23 protein-coding genes are annotated in these 25069 nt (G+C 33.8%); 5 read left to right on the top strand and 18 right to left on the bottom strand.

Going from position 1 to position 25069, the window contains the following annotated elements; all coding sequences use genetic code 11:
* Positions 1–25: 25 nt before the first annotated feature.
* The 3 genes from pflA to B9Y54_RS09050 all read left to right on the top strand — a co-directional run bounded on the left by pflA (position 26) and on the right by B9Y54_RS09050 (position 2810).
* The gene (gene pflA / locus B9Y54_RS09040; protein WP_085559947.1) at positions 26–787 is read left to right on the top strand and encodes a pyruvate formate-lyase-activating protein; all 762 of its coding nucleotides are present in this window, start codon (positions 26–28) and stop codon (positions 785–787) included.
* Between the two features lie 96 nt (positions 788–883).
* Positions 884–1843, top strand: a complete 960-nt coding sequence (locus tag B9Y54_RS09045) for a LysR family transcriptional regulator (RefSeq protein ID WP_085559948.1) — start codon at positions 884–886, stop codon at positions 1841–1843.
* 37 nt (positions 1844–1880) lie between these two features.
* Entirely contained in the window at positions 1881–2810 is a 930-nt protein-coding gene (locus tag B9Y54_RS09050; RefSeq protein ID WP_085559949.1) for a manganese-dependent inorganic pyrophosphatase, read from the top strand.
* A 782-nt stretch (positions 2811–3592) separates the two neighbouring features.
* On the opposite strand, the gene B9Y54_RS09055 is transcribed toward B9Y54_RS09050, so the two are convergent.
* The 3 genes from B9Y54_RS09055 to B9Y54_RS09060 all read right to left on the bottom strand — a co-directional run bounded on the left by B9Y54_RS09055 (position 3593) and on the right by B9Y54_RS09060 (position 6368).
* Positions 3593–4774, bottom strand: a complete 1182-nt coding sequence (locus B9Y54_RS09055; protein ID WP_085559950.1) for a YcjF family protein — start codon at positions 4772–4774, stop codon at positions 3593–3595.
* 198 nt (positions 4775–4972) lie between these two features.
* On the bottom strand, positions 4973–5086 hold the full coding sequence (locus B9Y54_RS12215) for a hypothetical protein (RefSeq protein WP_159446078.1): 114 nt from the start codon (positions 5084–5086) through the stop codon (positions 4973–4975).
* A gap of 622 nt (positions 5087–5708) precedes the next feature.
* A complete protein-coding gene (locus B9Y54_RS09060) occupies positions 5709–6368 on the bottom strand; it encodes a YrrS family protein (protein ID WP_085559951.1) in 660 nt (219 codons plus the stop codon).
* A 219-nt stretch (positions 6369–6587) separates the two neighbouring features.
* Here B9Y54_RS09060 and B9Y54_RS09065 point away from each other — a divergent pair, with 219 nt between their 5' ends.
* Entirely contained in the window at positions 6588–7565 is a 978-nt protein-coding gene (locus tag B9Y54_RS09065) for a diaminopimelate dehydrogenase (protein WP_085559952.1), read from the top strand.
* An 89-nt stretch (positions 7566–7654) separates the two neighbouring features.
* On the opposite strand, the gene B9Y54_RS09070 is transcribed toward B9Y54_RS09065, so the two are convergent.
* The 8 genes from B9Y54_RS09070 to B9Y54_RS09105 all read right to left on the bottom strand — a co-directional run bounded on the left by B9Y54_RS09070 (position 7655) and on the right by B9Y54_RS09105 (position 14337).
* Positions 7655–8245 (bottom strand): ECF transporter S component, encoded by a 591-nt coding sequence (locus tag B9Y54_RS09070; RefSeq protein ID WP_085559953.1) that lies wholly within the window; start codon positions 8243–8245, stop codon positions 7655–7657.
* A gap of 105 nt (positions 8246–8350) precedes the next feature.
* Entirely contained in the window at positions 8351–9205 is an 855-nt protein-coding gene (locus tag B9Y54_RS09075; protein ID WP_085559954.1) for an LD-carboxypeptidase, read from the bottom strand.
* A gap of 82 nt (positions 9206–9287) precedes the next feature.
* Positions 9288–9809, bottom strand: a complete 522-nt coding sequence (locus B9Y54_RS09080) for a type 1 glutamine amidotransferase domain-containing protein (RefSeq protein ID WP_085559955.1) — start codon at positions 9807–9809, stop codon at positions 9288–9290.
* 101 nt (positions 9810–9910) lie between these two features.
* Positions 9911–10357: a MarR family winged helix-turn-helix transcriptional regulator gene (locus B9Y54_RS09085; protein WP_085559956.1), complete on the bottom strand. Its 447-nt coding sequence runs from the start codon at positions 10355–10357 to the stop codon at positions 9911–9913.
* Between the two features lie 143 nt (positions 10358–10500).
* Entirely contained in the window at positions 10501–11310 is an 810-nt protein-coding gene (locus B9Y54_RS09090; RefSeq protein ID WP_085559957.1) for an ABC transporter ATP-binding protein, read from the bottom strand.
* 2 nt (positions 11311–11312) lie between these two features.
* Positions 11313–12200, bottom strand: coding sequence for an ABC transporter permease (locus B9Y54_RS09095; RefSeq protein ID WP_085559958.1), 888 nt, complete (start codon positions 12198–12200; stop codon positions 11313–11315).
* A gap of 22 nt (positions 12201–12222) precedes the next feature.
* Positions 12223–13209, bottom strand: a complete 987-nt coding sequence (gene trpX / locus B9Y54_RS09100) for a tryptophan ABC transporter substrate-binding protein (protein ID WP_085559959.1) — start codon at positions 13207–13209, stop codon at positions 12223–12225.
* Between the two features lie 432 nt (positions 13210–13641).
* A complete protein-coding gene (locus tag B9Y54_RS09105) occupies positions 13642–14337 on the bottom strand; it encodes a carbonic anhydrase family protein (protein ID WP_085559960.1) in 696 nt (231 codons plus the stop codon).
* A 218-nt stretch (positions 14338–14555) separates the two neighbouring features.
* Here B9Y54_RS09105 and B9Y54_RS09110 point away from each other — a divergent pair, with 218 nt between their 5' ends.
* A complete protein-coding gene (locus B9Y54_RS09110) occupies positions 14556–16265 on the top strand; it encodes an NFACT RNA binding domain-containing protein (RefSeq protein WP_085559961.1) in 1710 nt (569 codons plus the stop codon).
* A 120-nt stretch (positions 16266–16385) separates the two neighbouring features.
* Here the strand turns inward: B9Y54_RS09110 and pyrE are convergent, their stop codons facing one another.
* The 7 genes from pyrE to pyrR form a co-directional block, all read right to left on the bottom strand.
* Positions 16386–17015, bottom strand: coding sequence for an orotate phosphoribosyltransferase (gene pyrE / locus B9Y54_RS12845; RefSeq protein WP_085559962.1), 630 nt, complete (start codon positions 17013–17015; stop codon positions 16386–16388).
* Positions 17016–17732 carry an orotidine-5'-phosphate decarboxylase gene (pyrF, locus tag B9Y54_RS12850; protein WP_085559963.1) on the bottom strand — a complete coding sequence of 239 codons (717 nt, stop codon included), beginning with the start codon at positions 17730–17732 and terminating at the stop codon, positions 17016–17018.
* Positions 17722–18651 (bottom strand): dihydroorotate dehydrogenase, encoded by a 930-nt coding sequence (locus B9Y54_RS09125; RefSeq protein ID WP_085559964.1) that lies wholly within the window; start codon positions 18649–18651, stop codon positions 17722–17724. The genes pyrF and B9Y54_RS09125 overlap by 11 nt, the downstream gene beginning before the upstream one ends.
* Positions 18652–18727: 76 nt before the next feature.
* Positions 18728–21898, bottom strand: a complete 3171-nt coding sequence (locus B9Y54_RS09130) for a carbamoyl phosphate synthase large subunit (RefSeq protein WP_085559965.1) — start codon at positions 21896–21898, stop codon at positions 18728–18730.
* Positions 21895–22980 carry a carbamoyl phosphate synthase small subunit gene (locus B9Y54_RS09135; protein ID WP_085559966.1) on the bottom strand — a complete coding sequence of 362 codons (1086 nt, stop codon included), beginning with the start codon at positions 22978–22980 and terminating at the stop codon, positions 21895–21897. The genes B9Y54_RS09130 and B9Y54_RS09135 overlap by 4 nt, the downstream gene beginning before the upstream one ends.
* Positions 22981–22982: 2 nt before the next feature.
* Positions 22983–24278: a dihydroorotase gene (locus tag B9Y54_RS09140; protein ID WP_085560556.1), complete on the bottom strand. Its 1296-nt coding sequence runs from the start codon at positions 24276–24278 to the stop codon at positions 22983–22985.
* Positions 24279–24514: 236 nt separating this feature from the next.
* Entirely contained in the window at positions 24515–25066 is a 552-nt protein-coding gene (pyrR, locus tag B9Y54_RS09145) for a bifunctional pyr operon transcriptional regulator/uracil phosphoribosyltransferase PyrR (RefSeq protein ID WP_085559967.1), read from the bottom strand.
* Positions 25067–25069 lie beyond the last annotated feature (3 nt).

Consider the following 25069-nt stretch of genomic DNA (forward strand, 5'->3'; position numbering starts at 1 on the left):
CTAACTAATGAAGGAGCTAAAGATCATGTCTGATTCAGCTATCGGCTATGTACACTCAACTGAAAGTTTTGGTTCAGTTGATGGTCCAGGAATTCGTTTTATCGCATTTATGCAAGGATGTCGTATGAGGTGTGAATTCTGCCATAATCCAGATACTTGGAATATGGGCGGAGGAACACCCTATACTTCAGACGAATTACTGGAAGAAGCATTAGCTTACCGGGAATATTGGGGAGAAGAAGGGGGTATCACAGTTAGTGGTGGCGAGCCGCTTTTGCACATTGATTTCTTAATAGAATTATTCAAAAAAGCAAAAGCCGAGGGTGTACACACAACAGTAGATACTTGCGGCCAGCCATTCACTTATGATGAACCTTTCTTTAGCCGTTTTGAGGAATTAATGAGTTATACAGATTTATTATTATTTGATGTGAAACACATTGACGATGAAAAGCATAAAAAATTGACAATGATGTCAAATAAGAATATATTAGATATGGCTCGTTATTTATCAGATATTGGCAAGCCAGTCTGGATTAGACATGTTTTGGTTCCAGAACGTTCTGACTTTGATGAAGATTTAATAAGATTAAATAAATTTATTGAATCGTTGAATAATGTTGTAAAAGTTGAAATTTTACCTTATCATAAGTTGGGCGTCTATAAATATGAAGCCTTAAAAATACCTTACAAACTAGAGGGAATTGAAACACCAACTACAGAACGGGTAGAAAACGCTAAACGATTATTAAATACAGATCGATATACCGCTTACAAAACAATGTAACCATACTTTTAAACTTAACGAAAGAGTAACTTATAGTTGCTCTTTTTTTATTATACTCCTACTAGAAGCTAATTTTCGAAAATATGAGGTGTAAGGATGAGTCAAGAAAAAAATAAAATGTTTTCTTCAAAAGCACTAGATTATTTTTTGCAAATTGCCAAAACAATGAACTACACCAAAGCAGCTCAAATCTTAGGTATTTCTCAACCTGCTTTAACGCAACAAATAAAAAAAATTGAAAAAAAGATAGGTGCTCCTTTATTTTATTCAAGTGGAAAGAAGCTGCACTTAACAGATGTTGGTTATTTGTTTTTACAAATGGCTCATTCTGTGAATACTATTTTTGACAATACAGCCAATAAAATTCAAAAGACCATTAGTTCGAACAGTGGTGAAATAAAAATAGGTTTATTATCATCGATAGAGGATAAAGTATTTACTGAGTTTATTAGTACTTATTATAAAAAAAATCCAGATATAAAAGTAACGTTATACAAGTTAAATCGTGGTGATATTTGGAACAATTTAGAAAATAATTCACTAGATTTAGCTATTATGTACTTACCAGATTATAAAATAGAAAATTGGCAGTCGTACGTGAGTAAAAAAATAATAGAGGAAGAGTTAATGTTTTTAAATCATAAAGCAGAAGAATTTAATCGAGACTCTATAAAGCTTAATGAAACTAATGACGAAAAGTGGACTATTTACCCGGATACATATTATATTAACGAATTACTAAGAGAAGAATTTAAAAACCAATTGACAAATTTACCATCTATTTCAGCTTATTTAACGACTCCAGAACAGCTTTACCGCTTTAGTAAGACAACTAAAACCTATACTGCATTACCACGTTCTTTTATCGAAACGAAGACGGTAGGGGCAGAAACTAAGGTACTGAGCTTTAATCCGCAAATACTTTTCCAGTTGTCTTATGTTTATCGACTTGATAAGGAACAAGTCCCGCGGGTTATTGATTTTTTAGATTTTTTTACCATTTATTTAGAAGAAGAAAATTATTATAGTAGACTAAAAAAGAAATTTAGTGAATAATAGAGAAAGAATAAAGAAAATAAAGGAGCGTTTATTGATGAGTAAAATTTTAATTTTCGGCCATAAAAATCCAGATACAGATGCAATTGCATCTGCTATTTCGTTTGCCTATTTACAAAATAAGTTAGGTACAGATTCTGAAGCGGTTTCATTAGGTGTAGTTACTGAAGAAACACAATACGCTTTAAATCAGTTTAATTTTAAAGCACCACGCGTGATAGAAACAGCAGTAAATGAAACAACTCAAGTTATGTTAGTGGATCACAACGAAGCACAACAAAGTGTATCAGACATCAGTGAGGTAGAAGTACTAGCTGTAGTAGATCACCATAGAGTTGCAAACTTCGAAACAACTAATCCGTTGTATTATCGAGCTGAGCCTGTAGGGTGTACGAATACGATCATCTTAAAATTATTTAAAGAAAACAGCATTGCTATTCCAAAAGGTTTAGCAGGATTAATGTTATCTGCTATTATTTCGGATACCTTGTTATTTAAATCCCCAACTTGTACTAGTGAAGATATCAAAGCAGCTAATGAATTAGCTGAACTTGCAGAAGTAGATTTAAACATTTATGGATTAAATTTACTTAAGGCTGGAACAAACCTTAGCGATAAGTCTGCAGTTGAATTATTAGACATGGATGCAAAAAGTTTCCCAATGGGAGAAAAAAATGTGCGTGTCGCTCAAGTTAATGTTGTTGACGTAAATGACGTATTTTCTAAACAAGCAGAATTAGAAATAACTATGGCAGAGTTAAGTGCAGTAAATCAGTATGATTTATTCATCTTAGTCGTAACCAATATATTAGATAGTGATTCAGTTATTTTAGCAACAGGGAATCCAATTAAAGCAGTAGAAGAAGCATTTAATATAACACTGGAAAATAATAAAGCGACTTTAAAAGGTGTTGTTTCAAGAAAGAAACAAATTGTACCACAATTAACAAAAGAATTGAGTAAATAGTCGCTAAATCTAAACTAGAGCAAATAATTATCGTTTTGCTCTAGTTTTTTATATTAAAGTGAATTATAATAACAACTAGAGAGATATACCAACGAAAAAAACTGAAACGAGCTTAAAATGCACCTAAAAATAGTAAGAATTTTAATAATTTTGTATTTCAATAGATTCATCTACTCCGTATAATATATATTATGTAAACTAGATAAAATTTATAGATGCCTGAAAACTCGTTGCTAGATCAGTTTTGTCTCTTATCTCTTTTATGAGTTATTTTATAGAAATAATATCTTTCGTAAATTATATTTATTTCTATTTAATATTTTTTCTAACGTATTATTTCTAACTTTTATTTTTATACTTTTTACGTTATTACTTAAATTAACGTAAATTAATTAGTTCGTTACTAAAAAATAATAAAATTTGAACATAAAAAAATAATCATTTTAAATTGCTTAACTCATTTAAAATGATTATTTTAATCTAACTAGTAAAAATTTGTTTTTTGCTTAGATTGTAAAGAAATTTTATAGCGATACAATTAATTGAATAAAGAAAGTTTTTACTATAATAAACTAAAAATGAACTAAAATAGTATATTTAATCGATTTATAACTAATTTTATCTATATTAAACTTAATTTGATATATTTTATTCCCGAATTTACTGATATCTGAGTGTAAAACATACTAATAATAAGCTTTTTTGCATCTGTTTACTCTTCTCTCCTCGTCTTTTCAAAAAAATGAGCAAAGAACAGAGAGAATATGACTTAAAATTACCTTTCATTTCCAAAATTTCCACTTGCTTTTTTTCTCTTCAGAAACTTCTTCTTCATTTTCCGGCGTTTTTTTTGATTTTTTTAAACGATTTTCAAATTTTTCTTTCATAAGTTTTTCAATATTTTTTAAATCTGGATATTTCCCATCTTTTTCACCTTTTGCAATAACTGTTAGGACCTCTATATAGCTCAATGCTAAAGCTGTAGTCATAATAGATGCAGTGGCTCCACTGATTACTCCTCCGACAATTGTTCCTACACCTGGGATGAATTTAATAACATTGGAAACAATGTACCTGCCGGCGTAAGTAGCTCCTCCAGTTCCTCCAACTGCAGCTAGCATACTTGTGATCGTTGCTTTATCCATTGATATACCAAAAATTGCTGTAATATGAGCTAGCAAAGTTAGTTGCATTGGGACTAACACTGAAGCATCTGAGAAAGGAATTGGCATAAAGCCTACTCCGAAAGAGGTAGCTATATATTTAGAGGCCCAACTTCGTGCAGATTTTGCTTTCCGTTCAATATCTACTTGTTGGGCGTTATTAAAAGCTCTTTTTTGTTCCTCTGGAATGATTTGAAAGCTCATTTCGATAAGTTTTTTCAATCCGAATGGCATGATTGAAACCTCATTTGATATAACAAGTTCTTGTGCCATGACATTTACTACTCCATAAATGGGTAAGTTTAAATTTTCGATATACTGCCTAAATTCTTTTGATTGGTCTCCAATAGATTGAGTTAATATGACTACTACTGGTATTTTAGTGCTTAATTTTTCGATTAGGTCTAATTCTAACGGTTCTATTCTTGAAGAATTTGCATTTATACAATAGTAGACAAGGTGAATTTCTTCATTAGAAGTATTCTTTTTGCCTTCTGATATCGTATCAAAAATTTCTTTTAATACCTTTTTTTGTGTTTCGTTATTTAGTTCTAAACCTCGTGTATCGTATAAGACAACTGGTACGCCATCTTTTGTTACCCTTCTTAAGTGTTTAGTAATAGGACGACCAATCCCGGTTTCAGCTAGATTTTCACGAAAAACGCTATTAATTAGCGTACTTTTCCCAACGCCAGTTTTACCAATTAATAAAATACTGATGGGTTTTATGCTCTTTAGTTCGTTTTCTGTTTTATTCATAATATCATCTACAATATTAAAATTCTTAGCCATTTTTTTCATAATACCCTCCTAAATCTGATGTATAAAGCAGCTGTTTAATACTTTTTTCAAATTAATTTGCTTGTAGTAGCTCAAATCAGATCTTTAAATGTATCGCCATTTTCTGAATATTCAGATTTAAATCCTCTGTCAAACCTGATACATCCTTTGTTCAGAAGTTCCATCCGTAAAGTTAACTGATACAATATACCCTTGTGCTTACTGTTGAAGACGCCTATCTCCACCGGCTCCAGCAGCGTGTATTGTTTCTTGGTAATCCCCCTCTTCTAAGTAAGCAATTCCTTGAGCTTGGTGAGCACAAAATCCTGCCAAAGAATCCACTTGAAGTCGAATTTAACTTGCTATTTATTGCATTCCGTTTCGCTTAACTGGTTTGAAAAACCTCATTGAGTTTGTACCTGATAAACAACTTCGTGAGCCAAAACAGATGCCTTTATAAAATCACTAGCTGCATTAAATGGTTAGCTTAATTTATTATAAAAACTTAAATCAATAAAAGGTTTGAATCTCCTGGACAATAAAAAGATCCTGTTAAATCTCCTTACTGTTCCACAAGCTGATTGAACTGACCCAGTGAAAAAGTACCAATGTTGATTCTTCACATTGGTAACTATAATCTTGAAAATCATATTAGTAGAATAACAATACCATCTACCCCACCGCTAATTAACGTCTTCCCTTCTACACTACTTCCTCTACGGTCTTATATCTTTTTAATGCATCGATGTCATCGTCCTAAATTAAATTTTTATCTATTAAATTAAAACTATCATATCATTTTTTATATTAAGACAATAAACGATAAGATGCTTTTAATGAATATTTGTAAAATTATTGGGTGATTTAGTCATGAATCACTCAGAAAAGTAAAATTTTTTAAATGACATCAAAAAACCTCAGAAATAGAAAACCTGAGGTTGTTCCTTAAAAAAAATTACTGTTGGTCATTTACTTTTAGTTGTTCTACTTTATTAGGCTGCCATCCTTTAGTGTCAATCCAACTTAAAAAGACACGATAAGTTTTTGTTTGCTGGGTGTTAGAAATTGTAGCAACTGCTTTTTGATTTCCGTTATTTTCTACACGCCATTCGATCATATCTGCTACAGAAAGACCGGTAGCAGTTGCACTTGCTTGTTTTATCTCTATTCTATCTTGTGATCCATCATTATAATCCGTTGTATGTGTGCCTTCTTGTTTTGTTTCTACCGGTTCCCAATTCCCAGTAACAGCTGATGTAACATTATCATCTGAAGGATCTGTTTTTTCAGTTTTTATCTTTTCTTTATCTTCTTTATTTTTTTCGCTATTTTTCACTTCGTCGCTTTCTTTTTCTACTTTATTAGATGAAGAAATAGTCGAAGACTCTTTCTCAACTGACTCTTCTTTCACTGGTAAAGAGGTACTCTCTATATCACTTGAAAAAGTTTCCATAGATTCATTTGAAGCTTTATCTTCACCACCACCAAGTACCCACACACCAAAGATAAGCAGCATAAGGACAATTGTAACAGAAATAATCAAGGTTACGACTCTCGAAATAGTACGGTTTTTCCCGTTTTTATTAGAGCGCGTTGGTTTATTAGCATTTTTCATAAAAGTACCTTCCCTTTCTATATCTACTTATAAGAATAGCATAGTTTTCATTAAAATGGCTATTGGTAATAGGTTACAATTGTATGCCTCTATTATTACATTTTATTTCATTATCATTTTTTTATCGTTTTTTTATTAGTAAAAATAAATACTTTTTCAACTTAGTACGTTATACTAAATATGCAACAAAATTAAGAGTTCAATGAATGGAGTGGTAAAATGACAAAAAATATTCGTATCGGTTTAGTAGGCTATGGGAATATCGGAAAAGGCGTAGAATTAGCGTTGGATAAATTTCCTGATATGGAAGGGATTGCCGTATTTACCAGACGTAATCCCGAAGAGTTAGATTCTAAATTTAAAGCCGTTAGTTTAGATCATATTCTAGATTATAAAGATCAAATTGATGTTTTAATTTTATGCGGAGGTTCAGCAACAGACTTACCTGAGCAAGGCCCAGCATTAGCAAAACATTTTTCAACAGTTGATAGTTATGATAATCATAATAATATTCCACATTATTTTAAAGAAATGAATACATCAGCTAAAATAGCTAACCAAGTTAGCATTATTTCTGTTGGATGGGACCCTGGTTTATTTTCTATTAACCGTGCTATTTTAGAGTCTGTTCTACCTGGTGGAGAAACATACACGTTCTGGGGTAAAGGTCTGAGTCAAGGTCACTCAGATGCTATTCGTCGCATTGATGGAGTAAAAGCTGGTGTGCAGTATACTATCCCGATTGAAAAATCATTGGAACAAGTTAGAAGTGGTGAAAATCCAGAGCTTTCAACTCGAGAAAAACATGAGCGTGTCTGCTATGTTGTAACCGAAGAACAAGCAGATAAAAAGCTTATTGAAAAAACAATTAAAACGATGCCCGATTATTTCGAACCATATGAGACAACTGTTCATTTCATTAATGAAGAAACATTTAAAAAAGATCATAAAAAAATGCCGCACGGTGGATTTGTTATCCGTACAGCTACTTCAGGCAATGAAAACAAACAAAAAGCTGAATTTCAACTTGAATTAGAAAGCAATGCTGAATTTACCTCTTCTATTTTAGTCGCTTACGCACGAGCTGCAGTTAAATTTAAACAAGATGGAAAAGCTGGTGCTTTTAGTGTCTTAGATGTGCCTCCTGCTTATTTGTCTGCTAAAACTTCTGAACAACTTAGAAAAGAATTGCTTTAAAATAAAACATAGCTTATTAGAAAGTAACTCTTATATTAGATAATTAAAAAGATGACCCACTTTTCTACTAAGAAAAGTGAATCATCTTTTTAATTTGTTTTAAATCGTTTTAACGGTCTAGCTACTATGGGAGCAATAATTCCTGCAGCAATTGCTTCAGCAAGCCCATTAGTCAACACAATCGCTCCTAAAGCTTTTGCTAAACTCGATACATCAACGTTTAAAGCCATAGCATAATCATCTTTATAAAAGATATAAATGAAAAATAAAACTAAGATAGTATTCGTTAAAGAAGCTAAGATTGAAGAAATAATCATGGCTATCGATTCTTTTCCTTTTCTCTTTTTGAGAAGATGAAAAACATAGCCGGCAACAAAACCGACAAGAATACGCGGAACGATAGAAATAATTGGATTAGTAAATAACAATAAATCTAACGGTGAAGCCGGTGCAACGAAGGCTTTAATTAAACGACTAAATCCCCATACACCACCAATAATCATGCCGTCTTTTGTTCCTAAAGTCAATGCTGCAATAATCACAGTGATGTGAATAATTGTAGGATTTAAGGGAGGAATAGGAATATAGCCTAAAAGTGGAACAAAGTTTTGAACTAAAATAATAGCTGATAAGATCCCTAGAATAGAGATGCGATAAGATTTTCTACCTCTTTGATACATTTAAATCCCTTCTTTCTGCTTAAATAGTTAAAATTATTATTTACTTAGTAAGTTTACAATATTTGAAAAGGAATAGCATCAAAAAAAATAGATATTTCATGAATTTTAAGAAAATTTAATTGTTTTCCCAATAGGAAAAGGAATGGAATTCGTTGAATGCCCTATTTGCTCTGTTTTAATAACAGAAAAGTCGTATTTTTTTGCAAAATACCTAATTAATGTGATTAATTCTGTTTCTTGCTTATTTTTTTCAATCGTCGTAAATTGACCTAATAAAACGGCCGTACAAGACTGGAATAGGCCCGTCTGCTCTAATTGATCTAAATAACAGCTTATCTGTTCTATTTTTCCTCCTCTTGCTTCTAATAATAACGTCGTATCAGATAATATAGGCCAATAAGGGGTTCCCGCAAGCTTTAATAAGCAACGAATATTGCCTCCTATTACAATAGTCTCAATGCTTTTAGGCTCTGTTAACCACTTATAAGCTAATGGATTGGATGCGGAATAACTCATGAAAAAAAGCTTAAAGAGATTCTTTTGTAAGTCATTCTTTAACAAATTTAGTAGTTGATAATTATAGCCTATAGAATTTGTCTGTGTAAAAATCGCATTTAGTACGACAGTGAGATCACTATATCCTACAAAAGCTTTATCAGATGCTTTAATTTGTTCATAATCAAGGAACGTTAAAACACTATTAGCTGAATCGCCACCAGATAAATCAAAAATCATTTTTATTGATTGATCTTTATAAAACGACATCAAAGCTTCGGCTCTTTTCCTTGGTGTTCCGCTAAAAATCGTATTACCTTCTTGGTAGATAGTTGGAGCTAAAACTGCTTCTAAATTAAACTCATTTTTCAAAAGTTGAATGAGCTTTTCTATCTGAGGTTTCTCTTCTAACTTCTTTCCATCAGAACAACAAATCAATCCAATTTTATCTTCTGCATTTAACATAGAGTAGATTCCCTCCTTATTTTATCCTAAAATAAAAAAACCGACAATCAAAAATGATGGACGGTTTTCTTACCATTGATTTTTATTCTTTAAAAGCAGCAATATAATGTTTCATGTATTCAGGTAAGTCTGGTGGCCTACGACTTGATATAATATGTCCATCTGTAATCGCTGGAATATCATGCCAAATTGCTCCTGCATTAATCATATCATCTTTTATACCAGGCGTACTTGTCACATTCACACCTTTTAATATACCGGCAGAAATTAAAACCCAGCCTGCATGACAAATTTGGCCAATTGGTTTCTTTTGTTCATTAAAATAAGTTATAAAATCAATGACTTCAGGAAAACGTCTTAACTTATCTGGTGACCAGCCTCCAGGTACTAAAATACCATCATATTCTTCTTTTTTTATTTCTTTAAAACTAAAAGAAGAAAACGCAGGAACACCATACTTACCGATATATTCTTTATTGGCTTCTTCACCAACTAAATCAACAATTGCGCCAGCTTCTCGCAAGCGGTAAACCGGATACCATAGTTCTAAATCCTCAAAGTCGGCACTTACCAATGCAATAATTTTCTTATTTACTAAGCTCATATCGATCACTCCAATTCATTCATTGTTAACTTAGTGTACCAATTAAACTTATGAATTGAAACCATTTCTACTTTTAAGATAAAAGACAAGATTATTGACTATTAGTTAACTTTTAATTCATTCGTCAAGCGTATGCGTCGATTCATTCGGCCTAAAAGAACCATTAATAATCTCTTTTCATCGTTCGGCCATAATTTAAATAAGTCATAAATATAAAATTCTATCTCATATTGGATAGCATTAATTAGCTGTTTGGCTTCTTTTGAGGTATTCAAATAAAAGACTCGTTTATCTGTTCCTGTTTCTTTTAAGATAAATCCTTGACGGACAAGTTCATTAACTTGTCTGCTCAAAGTTGATTTATCTAATGAAAAAAGACTGGTTAATTGTTTTAAAGTTAAGGGCTGGTCAATAAGTTGACTCATAATAGAAAAAGAAGAAGCGTTTAATTGATTCTTTTTTAAAATAGTTCTCTCTATTATTGAATAAAGTTTTTGGAATTCATCTAATTGATTAACTAGTTCACGGGCAGAAATCTCTTCATTCATCAAAAAGCTCCTTCACTATGGTATGTTTCATTATGAAACTAATTTAGTTTCATAATGAAACATACCATATAAAGGTCTTTAAATCAATGAAAGGCATCTTTTAAATTTTTTATTATCTTTCTAATTAGTAAATAAAATTAGTTTCAGTCAAACAGCAGCTCATCATTCACTAATTGATTCATCGTACTTTTTTGGAAAAGATTTAATACTTCTGAAACAGTTAAATCTTGTTTATCTTTACCTGAAAGATCGATAACAACTTTTCCTTTATCCAACATAATTAAACGATTTCCGTAATTTAATGCATCTTGCATATTGTGAGTAATCATTAATGCTGTTAACTCTTCTTCTTCTATTCTATTTCGGGTTAGCTCTAAAACAACACTTGCTGTTTTCGGATCTAATGCTGCAGTATGCTCATCTAACAAAAGCAATTCGGGTTTTTTCATTGTCGCCATTAATAAAGCAATCGCTTGTCTTTGTCCACCAGAAAGCAATCCCATTTCACTCGTTAATCTTTTTTCTAATCCTAAGTCTAATTTTGCTAGAAGAGTTTCAAAATACTGACGTTCTTCTAATGAACTCCCTTTTTTAAGCGTTCTTTTCTGTCCACGTCGATAAGCAATCGACAAATTTTCACTAACCGTCATTCTTGGTGCTGTGCCCATCAATGGATCTTGAAACACCCTACCAATTAAGGTTGCACGTTGTTCTTCTTTTAATTTTTTGATTTCCTTTTCATTAATTTTAATAGATCCTTTATCAATTAGAAAAGTGCCTGCGATACTATTCAATAAGGTAGATTTACCAGATCCGTTTCCACCAATGATTGTGATAAAGTCACCTTTTGTTACTGTTAAGTTTAACTCGTTTAGAACATTATTTTGATTAAGGGTTCCAGGATAAAACGTTTTTGAAATATCTTCTAAAATTAAAACATTTTTTTGTGTCATAGTTAAAACCTCTCTTTAGTAAAGAAATTTAAATTAAATCTTTGTCTTAAACTCGGTAATGCTAAGAAAATAGCTAAGATAAAGGCTGAGATTAATTTTAAATCATTTGGTTGAAGTCCAACTAGTAAAACAAACATAATAATCAATCGGTAAATAATTGCACCTAAGACAACACAGATTAGACGATTAACAAATGTAATGTTACCAAAGATTACTTCCCCAATGATAACTGAAGCTAAACCAATAACAATTGTACCAATTCCCATACTGATATCAGCATATCCATTATCTTGCGCGATTAAGGCCCCTGCTCCTGCTATAATACCATTTGAAAGCATTAATCCTAATATTTTAGTTTGATCAGTGGATATTCCTAGTGAACGAGCCATTTTTTCATTGTCTCCGGTAGCAATAATGGCTTGGCCAAATTCAGTTTTGAAAAAAAGAAACAAAACTACTATAATAAAAGTAACTAAAATTAAGGCCATTAAGATAGTATCGAATTGATTCGGTAATGAAAAAGACTCAAACAAATCAGTTATTTTATCTTTTCCTAATAAACTTAAATTTGCCCGATTCATAATTCTTAAATTAATTGAATACAAAGCTGTCATCGTTAGAATACCTGCAAGTAAACCAGGAATTTTAGCTTTTGTGATTAAGAAACCTGTAATTGAACCGGCTAAAGCACCGGCAAAAAAAGCAATCAACGTAGCGATTATCGGGTGTACCCCAGTCAATATTAAACGAGCACAAACGGCTGCTCCTAAAGGAAAGGAACCTTCAGCTGTCATATCTGGCAAATCTAAAATACGATAAGTGATAAATATTCCTAGAGCCATTATGCCAAATAGTAATCCTTGTGCAGTGGCGGTTGTAATTAAATTCATTTTTCTTCCTGCCTTCCATAAATTATTGGCTTTTCACTCGATCTGAGACACTTTTAGGAATAGTGATTCCTAACTTTTCTGCTTTTTCAAGATTAATAATAACTTCTCCTTCTTTTAAATACTGGATAGGCATTGTTCCTGGTTTATTATCACCCTTAAGGACTGTAGCAGCCATTTGACCAGTTAATCTTCCTAGCTCGTACTGATTTAATCCCACAGTAGCTAAGCCACCTTCATTCACCATCGTATCGACAGCTGGAAAAATAGGTATTTGACTGTTATCCGCTGCAGCAACTAGTGTGCTCATTGAGCTTGCAATCGTATTGTCTGTTGGAACCCAAACGGCATCTACTTGGCTAACTAAGGATGAACTAACTTGTGAGACATCATTTGTAGATGATACCGTAGACGTAATCGTTTCGTACCCCATTGACTCGGCTATTTCAATAGCTTGTTTTGCTTGAACAATCGAGTTATCCTCACTTGATGAATAAATAATTCCTATTTTTTTTGCCTCTGGAAGAATTTCTTTAATCAATTCAAATTGTTCTTTAATCGGTGTTAAATCGCTCACACCCGTTATATTCTGACCTGGATTCTCATTATCTTTCACTAGGCCAGCACCTTCTGGATCAGTTACTGCACCAAGAATGATTGGGATATCCTTTGAACTATTGGCTAAAGCTTGAGCAGAAGGTGTTGCAATCCCGATCATTAATGCGGCGTTACGACTAACAAAACGGGTGCTCATCGAATTCAAATTACTTTGATCTCCTTGTGCATTTTGAAAATCAATTGTTACCGTTTCTCCATCTGTAAAACCTTCTTTTTCTAATGCATCAATAATTCCTTCATAAATGATATCTAATGCTGGATGGCTAGTTAATTGTAAGATACCTACCACCGGTAAATTTTCTTTATCTTTTGCACTTGACTCTTCTTTCTCTTTATAAAAAGCAAAAGCTAATACAATACTTAATAAACTAATAAATCCAATCATTTTTTTCATTCTGTCTTCCTCCAATTGTTTTTTTGTTTTGTTTTAAAAAATCAGACTTATTTTTTTGTTTATTTTTTTATTAAAAAATGATAAAAAAATAAACAGCTACCACAAGAAGCACTTGTGGTAGCTGTTTACATACAACAACCCCACACAGAATAAATAAAAGTCTACTCTATGTGTGGAGTTGTTTCCAGTTTGCTTAAATAAACCAACATAGATACTCATTCAGAATACTTCCTGAAGGTTGTATCTATGAGACTATCTCATAAATCAACCTGTCTATCTTGGTTTTGCCAACGGCTATTTAATTTATTGCTAACAAATACAAAATGAATCATGATAGACACTCCTTCTGTTGGTTTATTTTAAAGCTATTTGACTCAGTGTACTAGGTGTTTTCTTAAGAGTCAAGCAGAAAGTAATAAATAATCAAAAAAGTTAATCCGATAAGTAAATAGTGCGATTTCTCAATGGTTGAAGTGGCCGATTCGTTTTGCCTACATTTTCTTTAAATGCTCGTAATAAACCCTTACGCATATACGTTTGGTTTTTGAAAACAATCCAATCGACTGGCCCTATGGTTGGAGGGGTCGTTAACGAACCGGTATAATGGAAATATTGCATTTTCAAAGGCAATAACTTCGCTACATCGACAGGTACAAATAATCCTCTTCCAGATATTCTTGGATTCAAAGCTAAGCTATCTAGACGATATTTTTCTAAATTAGCTGGCTCTTTATTTGGCAACACAGTAATTCCTACTACTAACAATTCATTATCTCTAGATCTATGCACTAAATGCATTTCTAAAGGAAAAGATTCATCATTAATTTGGTGTTCGCTAGGTAAATGGAAATGAATATCATCTAAAATATATTTCTTATAATCAAAAAATAGAACATTTAATTCTTCATTAGCTAACGGTGTCAAATGAACGGTATGATTAAAGAATGATGTTTCAAACTGAGTTAATTGATATCTTGTGGCAAGTGATTTTTGATAAATAAATTTTTCAGTAGTTTTTTCACACAATTGAATAGGAGATTGCAAACTCGTATTCTCTGCCTTTTTAAATGCTTCGCAAATATTTTTCCAATTTTCTGGCTTCCGTTCCCCTTCATAGTACCAATCCATTTTTTTCTCCTTTACTATCATCCATTTATAAAAATAAGATAATTAAATCATACCTTTTTCAATAGATCTTTCCAACTAATTTATCTTCTATCTAAATAATGGTATAATCAGAAAGAGAAAAATAAATAGGTAAATAAATCTCTAGTATTTTATTATTAAAAGTGAAATAAGCTAGTTTTTCGCTTAAGTGCTTAAGTATAGAAAGAAGGGCAAATAACATGTCATTTGATGGAGTATTCACTCATGCAATGGTAGATGAATTAAGAATGGGCCTTAAAAATGGCCGCGTATCAAAAGTACAACAACCTTACAAGAATGAAATCATTCTTGTCATGCGAGCAAATGGTAAAAATCATAAATTATTATTATCTGCTCATCCAAGCTACGCACGAATTCAATTAACAGAAATTCCATATGAAAACCCTAGTTCTCCTCCTAATTTCTGTATGGTTATGCGCAAGCATTTAGAAGGAGCCGTTTTGGAAGATATCCAACAAGTTGGCAATGATCGGATGATTCATTTTACGTTCAAAAGTCGTGATGAGTTAGGTGATATCCAAAATGTGATGTTGATTGTGGAATTAATGGGCCGACACAGTAACCTCTTTTTAGTCGAGCAAGATACCAATCGAATCATTGATACCATTAAGCATGTTCCAGTAAGTCAAAATACTTTCCGAACAATGATGCCTGGTTCAACTTACGTTAACCCACCTTATCAAGAAAAATTAAATCCTTTTGATGTTAGTACGATAAAAGCTATGCATAGTAGTGAAAATCAAGATGACTTATCCTTGCAACAACTTATTCAAACACAATACCAAGGTATTGGTTCTGAAACAGCTAAGGAATTAGCTTATCGCAGTGAAGGTCAGTTAGATAAAGTCAAACCAACAATCGAATCCTTCGTTGAAGTCATACGACAAAGAAAGCTTGAGCCTACTTTAATGACTCTTAATAAAAAGCTATTTTTCACACCTGTTCCCTATCTTAGTTTAGATGGTGAACCCGAAACATATCCTACTTTAAGTATTTTATTAGATCAGTATTATCAAGTCAAAGCTGAAAAAGATCGTGTACAACAACAGGCTTCTGATTTGATTCACATTGTTCAAGTAGAATTGCAACGTAATGTAAAAAAAATGAAAAAACTTGAAAAAACAATGCAAGAAACAGAATTAGCTAATGATTATCGGCTTCGTGGAGAAATACTAACAGCTTATCTACATGAACTATACAAAGGTCAAAAAGAAGTCACTTTACCAAATTTTTATGATGATGATCAACCTTTAAAGATTAACTTGAATCCAAGAAGTACTCCTTCTCAAAATGCTCAAAAGTATTTTTCAAAATACCAAAAGTTAAAAAATGCTATTATTTTTGTAACAGAACAGATTCGATTAACAAAAGAAGAAATTGATTATTTAGATTCCGTTTCTACACAATTAGAATTAGCTACACCAAAAGACGTTGCTGAAATTAAGGAAGAATTAGTTCAACAGGGTTATTTGAGAAAGAAATATAAAAAGAATCAGAAAAAGCAAAAGAAGCAAAAAGCTAGCAGTCCTGATAAATATATTTCTAGTGATGGCGATACCATTTTAGTAGGGAAAAATAATTTACAAAATGATTTATTGACAATGAAAACCGCTAGAAAGTCGGATATTTGGCTTCATACAAAAAACATTCCAGGTTCTCATGTTATTATCCAAAACAATAATCCTTCCGAACAAACAATTAGTGAAGCAGCAAATATTGCAGCTTATTTTTCTAAATCTCAACTTTCAGCTTCTGTTCCCGTTGATGTTGTAGAAGTCAAAAAAATTAAAAAACCCAATGGTGCAAAACCAGGATTTGTCATTTATGAAGGCCAACAAACGGTTTTTGTGACACCAGATAAAGAGTTAGTCAAAAATTTAAAAGAATAAGGGCTGTATGCTATATACTACTATCTCACAAGTCATCTTTTCTTATTTAACGCCTTTAAATCAACTTAAAACACTTGCTAAAGTCTACTTAATAGGCTTTAGCAAGTGTTTTTAATCTAATTAATCATTCCAGTGAATAGGATCTTGTTTCCATTTTTTCAAAAGTGTCATTTCCTCATTTGAAATAGCGCTAGTTTCTAACGCAAGCTCGGTCAATGTCGTATAATCTGTTAATGTCCTCATAGACACTTGATTCTTTTTAAAGTTCTCGATTCCTTTTGGTAATTCATAAGTGAAAATAGCTGCTACTCCTAGGACAATCGCCCCACTACTTATAAGCGCACTTGCTGCTTCTAAGACACTTACTCCTGTAGAAATTAAATCTTCAATAACGACTACTTTTTGCCCCGGTAAAAGTCTGCCTTCAATTTGATTTCCTTTGCCATGTTCTTTAGCTTTTCCTCGAATATAAATCATCGGAAGATCTAATATATCGGCAGCCCATGCCGCATGAGGTATGCCCGCTGTAGCAGTTCCCGCTATAACTTCTGCATCAGGGTAGTCCGTTTTAATTAGCTCAGCCATACTTTTCGCAATTTCTTTTCGTACAATTGGGTAGCTCATTGTAATTCTGTTATCACAATAAATAGGGCTTTTTAGACCACTTGCCCAAGTAAATGGTTTAGAAGGACTTAAGCTAACCGCCTCAATATCTAGTAAGTGTTTTGCGATAGATTGCTTGGTAGTCATTTAATTTTCGACTCCATTCCATTGATTTTTGATTGAATGATACGCTGCTACTGGATTTTTTGCTAGTGTAATTGGGCGTCCAACAACAATAAAACTTGCTCTGTTTTTTCTAGCAAAATCTGGTGTGGACATTCTTTTTTGGTCCCCATGTTCGTCAGTCTCTAATCTTATTCCTGGTGTAACACATAAAAAATTAGCAAAGGTTTGTTCTTTAATTAAACGAGCTTCTAATGCAGAACAAACTACACCATCTAAACCAGCAGCCTGCGTCAATTTTGCATAATGGACGACACTCTTTAACAAAGGAACGGTGATCAATTGCTCTGTTTGCATCGCTTCTTGAGTAGTCGACGTCAACTGAGTTACTGCTATTAATTTAGGCCGTTCTTTTCCAGCCGGTGTTCCAGCAATAATTCCTTCCATCGCAGCTTGCATCATTTCTTTTCCACCAGCAGCATGGACATTTATCATATCAATATCTAAGGCTGCTAAACCTTGCATGGAACGTTTAACAGTATTTGGAATATCATGTAATTTTAAGTCTAAAAAAATTTCATGCCCTAGGCTTTTAATGTATCGAACGATTTCTGGACCATTTTGGTAATACAATTCCATCCCAATTTTCACAAATAGCGATTCATCTTTAAATTCATTTAAAAATTGTTTGATTTCTGAACTTGTAGAAAAATCCAATGCAACAATTGGTTTAGTTTTCATTTAATCTGCCTTCTTTCACTTCTTTTATTAATCCTTCAATACTTTCTATTCCTAATTCTTTCATTCTGATAGGCAATCCTTCAATTAGTTCTTTACATACTAAAGGATTATTGTATTGAGCTGTCCCAATAGCAACGGCACTAGCTCCTGCTATAATCATTTCTAACACATCATCAACAGTCGAAACACCTCCCATTCCGATTATCGGTATCGAAACAGCTCTAGAAACCTGATAAATCATTCTTATTGCTATCGGTTTAATGCCTGGTCCGGATAGTCCACCAGTTTTATTTGAAAGAATTGGTTTTCGTGTCTCTAAATCAATGGCCATGCTAGAAAACGTATTGATCATACTAATGCCATCTGCACCACCTTGTTCAGCTGCTTGAGCAATAGCAACAATGTCTGTCACGTTGGGTGTCAATTTTACATAAACTGGCACAGTAGCTACTTTTTTAACAGCTTCAGTCATTGAACGGACAGATTCAGGATTTGAACCAAACGTTAACCCACCTTCTGCAACGTTCGGGCAAGAGACATTCAATTCAAGAGCTTTTACATAAGGGGACTGACATAATTTTTTTGTTACCTCAACAAATTCAGCCGTTGTATTTCCTGCTACACTAGCAATAACGGGCGTATCAAAATCTTTCAAAGCAGGTAATTTTTCATTCACAATCACATCAACACCTGGATTTTTTAAACCTATTGCATTTAAAATACCTGTGTCTAACTGATGGTAAGTAGGCTCTGGATTGCCCGTTCGAGCCTGACTTGTGGTTGATTTAATGATAATAGCTCCTAGAATATTGTAGTCAAACTTACCCATGTGCCTTTCACCAAAGCCAAATGTTCCACTAGAAGGCATGATTGGATTTTTAAGATGAAGTCCCGGTAAATTAACACTTAACTGATTCATTTATTTTCCCCCTAATAAGTTGTTCTATTTTTAAAATTCTCCTGTTTTTTTGGTACACTAATAAGAAAACTAGCCTCTATAAGGGTTGGGTTGTAAAAGTTCTAGCCTCTAGTACACTTAAGATGGCTGCGGCTGTATCTAATGAGGTTAATAAGGGAATTCCGTATTCGATAGTACTTTTTCGAATCAATTCGCCATCTTTTACATCTTTTTTAGTCCGACCGATTGTATTAATAACGAGTTGAACTTTTCCTCTAGCAATGACATCCAAAATATTTTCTTCTTTCATTTCATCCAACTTTGCTATCGATTGGACAAGTATATTTTTATTTTTTAAAAACTTCTCTGTTCCGCTTGTTGCAATAATTTGATAGCCTATTTGATGAAATCGCTCTGCAATAGCGTAAGATTCTTCTTTATCTTTATCTGTGAGCGTTAATAAAACTGTTCCATAATCGGCTAAATGTAATGAGCTCGCTTCAAAAGCTTTATAAAGAGCTTTTTCGAGTGTCCGATCACTTCCCATCACTTCACCGGTTGATTTCATTATCGGACCCAATAGAGCATCCACCTTTTGTAACTGAGCAAAAGAAAAGACAGGTGTTTTCACATGAACATCACTAGACTCTGTTGCTAGTCCTTCTTGATAACCTTGGCTTTTTAATGACTGACCTAAAATAGCATTAGTGGCTAGTTCTGCTATCGGTATGCCGGTTACTTTGCTTAGAAAAGGCGCCGTTCGACTAGCATGAAAATGAACTCTGCTAAGATAGACTTGATTTTCAAAGACAACAAATTGGCTCGTCATTAACCCAATACACCCTAAATGTTTAGCTAATTGTTTTGTATATTGAATAATCAGTTGTTTTATTTCTAGCTTTAACGATTGAGGAGGATAGACAGCCATTGAATCCCCTGAATGGATACGAGACCGCTCAATGTATTCGACAATACCTGGAATTAAAATAGCCCCGCCATCGCTTACTGCACTTACTTCTACTTCTATTCCATTTAGATATTGGGTAATAAAGAAAGCCGAATGATTAAGCGACCTATTCATAAATTTTTCTAATTCTAGTTGATTATCGATAATTTCTACCTTTTTTTCGTTGAACCTTGCGACTGATTGAATCAGTATCGGGTAACCAATTTGTTTCGCACTAAAAAGAGCCTCTTTTTTATTTGTTACACTAGCGCTTATTGCTATCGGAATTCCTGAATGAGTGAGTGCTTCTTCAAAAGCTATCGGATTTTGACTATTGAGACTATCTAAAACAACATTACCTAGTATTGAAACACCTAATTGCTGCAATGATTTCGCCAAATTAGCAGCTGTTCGTCCACCAAACTGAAAAATCACACCAATAGGTTTTTCCAAACGGATCACGTGCATGATATCTTCTAGTGTTAAGGGTTCAAAATACAATTTATCTGATATTAAAAAGTCAGTTGAAACCGTTTCAGGATTATTATTTAAAATAATCGCCTCATAACCCGCTTTTTGAATCGCTTTAATCGCATGAAAAATCGCATGATCAAATTCCATCCCTTGGCCAATCCGTGCCGGTCCAGAACCTAAAACTAAAATAGATTTCTTAGCAGTTGGCATGCTTTCATTTTCTTCTTCGTACGTACTATAAAAACCAGCAGCCTTTGTTTTACACTCTAAAGAGTATGGACCTAATTGCTTATAAACAGGTATAATCGTATGATCATAGCGAAAGTCTCTGACTATTGATTCAGTTGTTTGCCAAAGTAACGCAATAAAATCATCTGAGAACCCAAAAGATTTAGCATAGAGTAAGGTCTCTTGATCAAATAAATGACTACTCAGCTCTTTTTCAATTTCGATAATATGAGCTAATTTATCTAAGAAAAACAAATCAATCGCTGTTTTTTCAGCCAATGTTACAATTGGGTACTCTCTACGGATAATTTCAGCTAAATAAAACAGCCGATTGTCTTGCGCATGAATGACTTTTTGAAGTACTTCTCCATCTGAAGCAGAAGCTAATTCTGCTAAAAATATATGAGAAGCCCCTATCTCTAAAGAACGAACAGCTTTCAATAAGGATTCTTCTACCGTTCGTCCAAATGCCATTGTCTCTCCAGTTGATTTCATTTGTAGTCCAAGTTTCCGGTCGCCTTTTTCAAATGTATCAAATGGCCAACGTGGAATTTTTGAAACAATATAACCCATTACTGGTTCAAATTCAAAAATAAACTCGTCTGTTTCCGGATTTTTTATTTCATCTATTATGAATCCAACAGCTAACTTTGCTGCCGTTCTTGCGATCGGATAGCCGGTCGCTTTACTAGCTAATGCAGTCGAACGATTAACGCACAGATTTACTCCTAGAATAAAGTAATTTGAAGAGAATGGTTCAAGAGCGAAACGAATGGTACAGCTTCCTTTAATGTCTAAAGCACGGATAATATTTAAAGAAGCATCACGAAGCATTTGATGTTGTTTATCCGTTAACGTTTGACTTGGAACAAATACGATGGAGTCTCCTGTATGTATGCCAACAGGATCAAAATGTTCTAATTGGCAACTAACCATTGCTTGATTTTTTTGATCACGAATGACTTCGTATTCTATTTCTTTATAGCCAGATACTTGTCTTTCAACCAGACATTTATTAATAGGAGAACGTACCAAGCTTTTAATTAATGCGCTCTCTAATTCTTCTAAATTAGTGCAATTTACTTTAACGGATCCTACCTTGTTGCTCATAGACATCACAATTAGCGGAAAAGGCACCTGTTCAGAGAAAAGTACAGCTTCTTTAATCGTCTGAACCACTCTGCTTTCTAATGTTGGCTCCTTTAATTTGTTCATTAATTCTTTGAATAAATCTGGGTATTCTGTCGTTTTTATTGCTTCAAGGGTTGCTCCTAACAATTCAATACCTAGCTCATTTAATAGCCCAGAATCTGCTAATTCCATTGTTGCATTTAAAGATGTCCGACCACCTAGAGTTGGAATCAACGCATCTGGACGCTCTTTTCGCAGTATTTTAGAAATAAACTCTACTGTCAGAGGTTCGATATAAACGCGATCAGCCATTCCTTTATCAGTCATAATGGAAGCAGGATTTGAATTAATTAAAATCACTTCATATCCTTCTTCTTTAAGCGATAAACAAGCTTGGGTCCCTGCGTAATCAAACTCTGAAGATTGCCCAATAATCGTTGGACCAGAGCCTATAATGACTATTTTTTTTAAGTCTGCTCGTTTTGTCATACGCCCTTTTTCTCCTTCCAATCATCGACTACTACCATAAATTGATCAAATACATGCGTGGCATCATGTGGTCCAGGTCCAGCGTCTGGATTAAATTGAACACTAAACGAGGGCAAATGGCGGTGTTTTATCCCTTCAATTGATCCATCGTTTAATTCAATATGACTAACCGCTAATACTGTTTGGTCAATAGAATCATAATCAACTAAGAAACCATGGTTTTGTGCTGTAAGGTAAAAATCTCCTGAAGCTAAATCTTTTACTGGATGGTTTAGACCTCTATGCCCTACTTTCATTTTTACAACCGTACACCCATTAGCTAAAGCCAACAACTGGTGTCCTAACCCTGTTGCAAATAACGGTACCTTACTTTGAATCGTTTGAATCATCGTTAAAACCGCTGGTAAATCATTAGGATTGCCAGGTCCATTTGTTAATAAAACCCCATCAGGTTCTAAGTTTAAAATAGACTCAGCCGATGTATCATACGGTAAGACGGTGACTTGGCAATTTCTTTTATTTAATTCCTTCAATAAACTGTGTTTTAAGCCAAAATCAATCACACTTATATTGCGCCCATTTCCTGGGCTAACGTATGCTCTTGAAGTCGATACTTGTTCGACCTGTTGAATCGGTAAAACTGTTGCTTTTAATTGATCAAAAGCATGCTTAAAATCATCTTGCGCATCAACGATGGTACCACGCATAACACCTTTTTTTTGAAGAAGATGCATCAATTTGCGAGTATCTACCCCTGTAATTCCTGGAATCTTTTTATTTTTTAAAAACTCATCTAAATTCATCTGACTATGCCAGTTAGAAGGAACACGCGCAAATTCCTTAACAATAACAGCTTTACATGTTGGTTCAATCGATTCATAGTCGTTTCGATTGATTCCTGTATTTCCAATAGAAGGATAATTGAAAACAATCATTTGCCCGTTATAAGATTGATCTGTAATAATTTCTTGGTATCCTGTTACCCCTGTTGTAAACACCACCTCTCCAATAGTATCAATTAAAGAACCGAATCCTTTTCCTTTAAACATTGACCCATCTTCTAACAATAGTATTCGATCCATACTTAGCTCTCCCTTTTATAAACAACTTTTCCACCAACAATGGTCATCACTGTTGTGCCTTTCACTTTCCATCCGATAAATGGCGTGTTGGTAGCTTTGGATAGAAAATCTTTTGCTAAAAGACTGTTTTCTGTTTTTAAATCAAATAAAGTAATATCTGCTGGATAGCCGGCTTCAAGAACGCCAGTATTTAATCCAAAAACTGTTGCCGGTTTAATCGTTAACCAGTCGACTAATTGTGCTAATGTGACTATACCTGGCTCTACTAAATAAGTATAAAGCAAAGAAAAAGCTGTTTCACTTCCTGTGATACCAAACGGAGAGTTTTTCATTCCGCCTTTTTTTTCTTCCTTTGTATGTGGAGCATGGTCAGTCGCTATTAAGTCAATTGTACCATCTAATAAACCTAAAATCAGAGCTTCTTGATCTTTTTTACTTCTCAAAGGTGGATTCATCTTATAGATACTTGTATCTGAGGGAATGTCTTCTTCCGACAGCAACAAATGATGTGGTGTAACTTCAGCCGTTACCTTTATTTGAGCGCGCTTGGCATCTCTTATGACTCGCACACTTTCTTTTGTTGAAACGTGGCAAACGTGGTAATGGGCACCCGTCGCTTCACTAATTAAGACATCTCTGGCGATTTGGCTAGCTTCTGTAATGCTTAAGATGCCAGGTAAGCCTAATTCTTTATTACGAGTTCCTTCATGCATCACTCCGCCAAGTAACAACGAGTCATCTTCTGTATGAGCAACAATGGTTGTTTTATTTCTTGCAGCTTCTAGCATTGCTTTATACATTGTTCCAGCCGTTTGTACTCCTACCCCATCATTTGTGAAAGCAAATGCTCCCGCATCTAGTAAAGATTGTTGGTCGGTTAGATCATCACTTTTTAGTCCTGTCGTTATCGGGGCATATTGTAATACGTTGATTTGTGCATCTGTTCTAATCTTTTCTTGAATTGCCTTCATTTTTTCGACTGTATCCGGTTCCGGATTCACATTAGGCATTGCACAAATCGTCGTGAACCCTCCTCTTGCTGCAGCCATCGTACCTGTTTTAATCGTTTCTTTATCTGTGTACCCAGGTTCTCTTAAATGAACGTGAACATCAATTAATCCAGGAGTCATTAAAGCGCCTTTTGCATCGATTGTATCAACAGAAGTCTCTTCTTCGCTTGCAAATAACGCTTGCCCAAATGCAATAGATTGAATAACACCTTTATCTAGTATCATTTGGGTTGGTACAAATTGTCCTTTTTGACTTAATGTAACAGCGTTTTTTATCCAGATTGCCATATTTATCGCACACTCATTTCTTTTTTTATTTTTTACTATTAGTTCTACTAAAATAATATTCCTTAACTTGTTTACTTCTATTGTTTTTTCTAATCGCTTTTTCTCTAAATAAAAACCCAACAGTATCGCTTAGACTGTTGGGTTCTATCATTTACTACTAACCATTGATTAAATTGCCGTAGTAAAATAGGATAGTGACCTTTTGTGTCTCTCGGGACTCCATTAAAGTTTCACTTTTATTTATTTAATTTTTGAATTAAAACATGATCTTCTCCGTCAATTTCTTGAACAGCAACTTTTATTTGCTCTTCTATTGAAGTGGGAATGTTTTTCCCAACAAAATCGGCACGAATCGGCAATTCTCTGTGGCCTCTATCTACTAAAACAGCTAGAGAGATTTTTATGGGTCTTCCAATATCCATTAAAGCATCTAGTGCTGCACGAATCGTCCGCCCGGTAAACAAGACGTCATCAATTAAAATGACTTGTTTGCCTTCAATGCTAACAGGAATACTCGACCCTTTCATTTCAGGCTCTGAATCAGTACTCGTATGGACATCGTCACGGTATAAAGAGATATCCAATTCTCCTACTGGGATGGATACTCCTTCAAGTTCTTTCATTCGATTAGCAATGCGCTGTGCAAGGTAAATTCCTCTTGTCTTTATCCCAACAAGGACTAAGTCTTCTAATCCTTTATTTTGTTCAATAATTTCATATGTGATACGTGTTAGTGCACGTTTCATCGCTGCCGCGTCGACTACTTCTACTTCAGATTTAATTGACATTTT

The sequence above is a fragment of the Carnobacterium iners genome, from assembly GCF_900177385.1.
In the GTDB taxonomy this organism is placed as follows: Bacteria; Bacillota; Bacilli; order Lactobacillales; family Carnobacteriaceae; genus Carnobacterium_A; species Carnobacterium_A iners.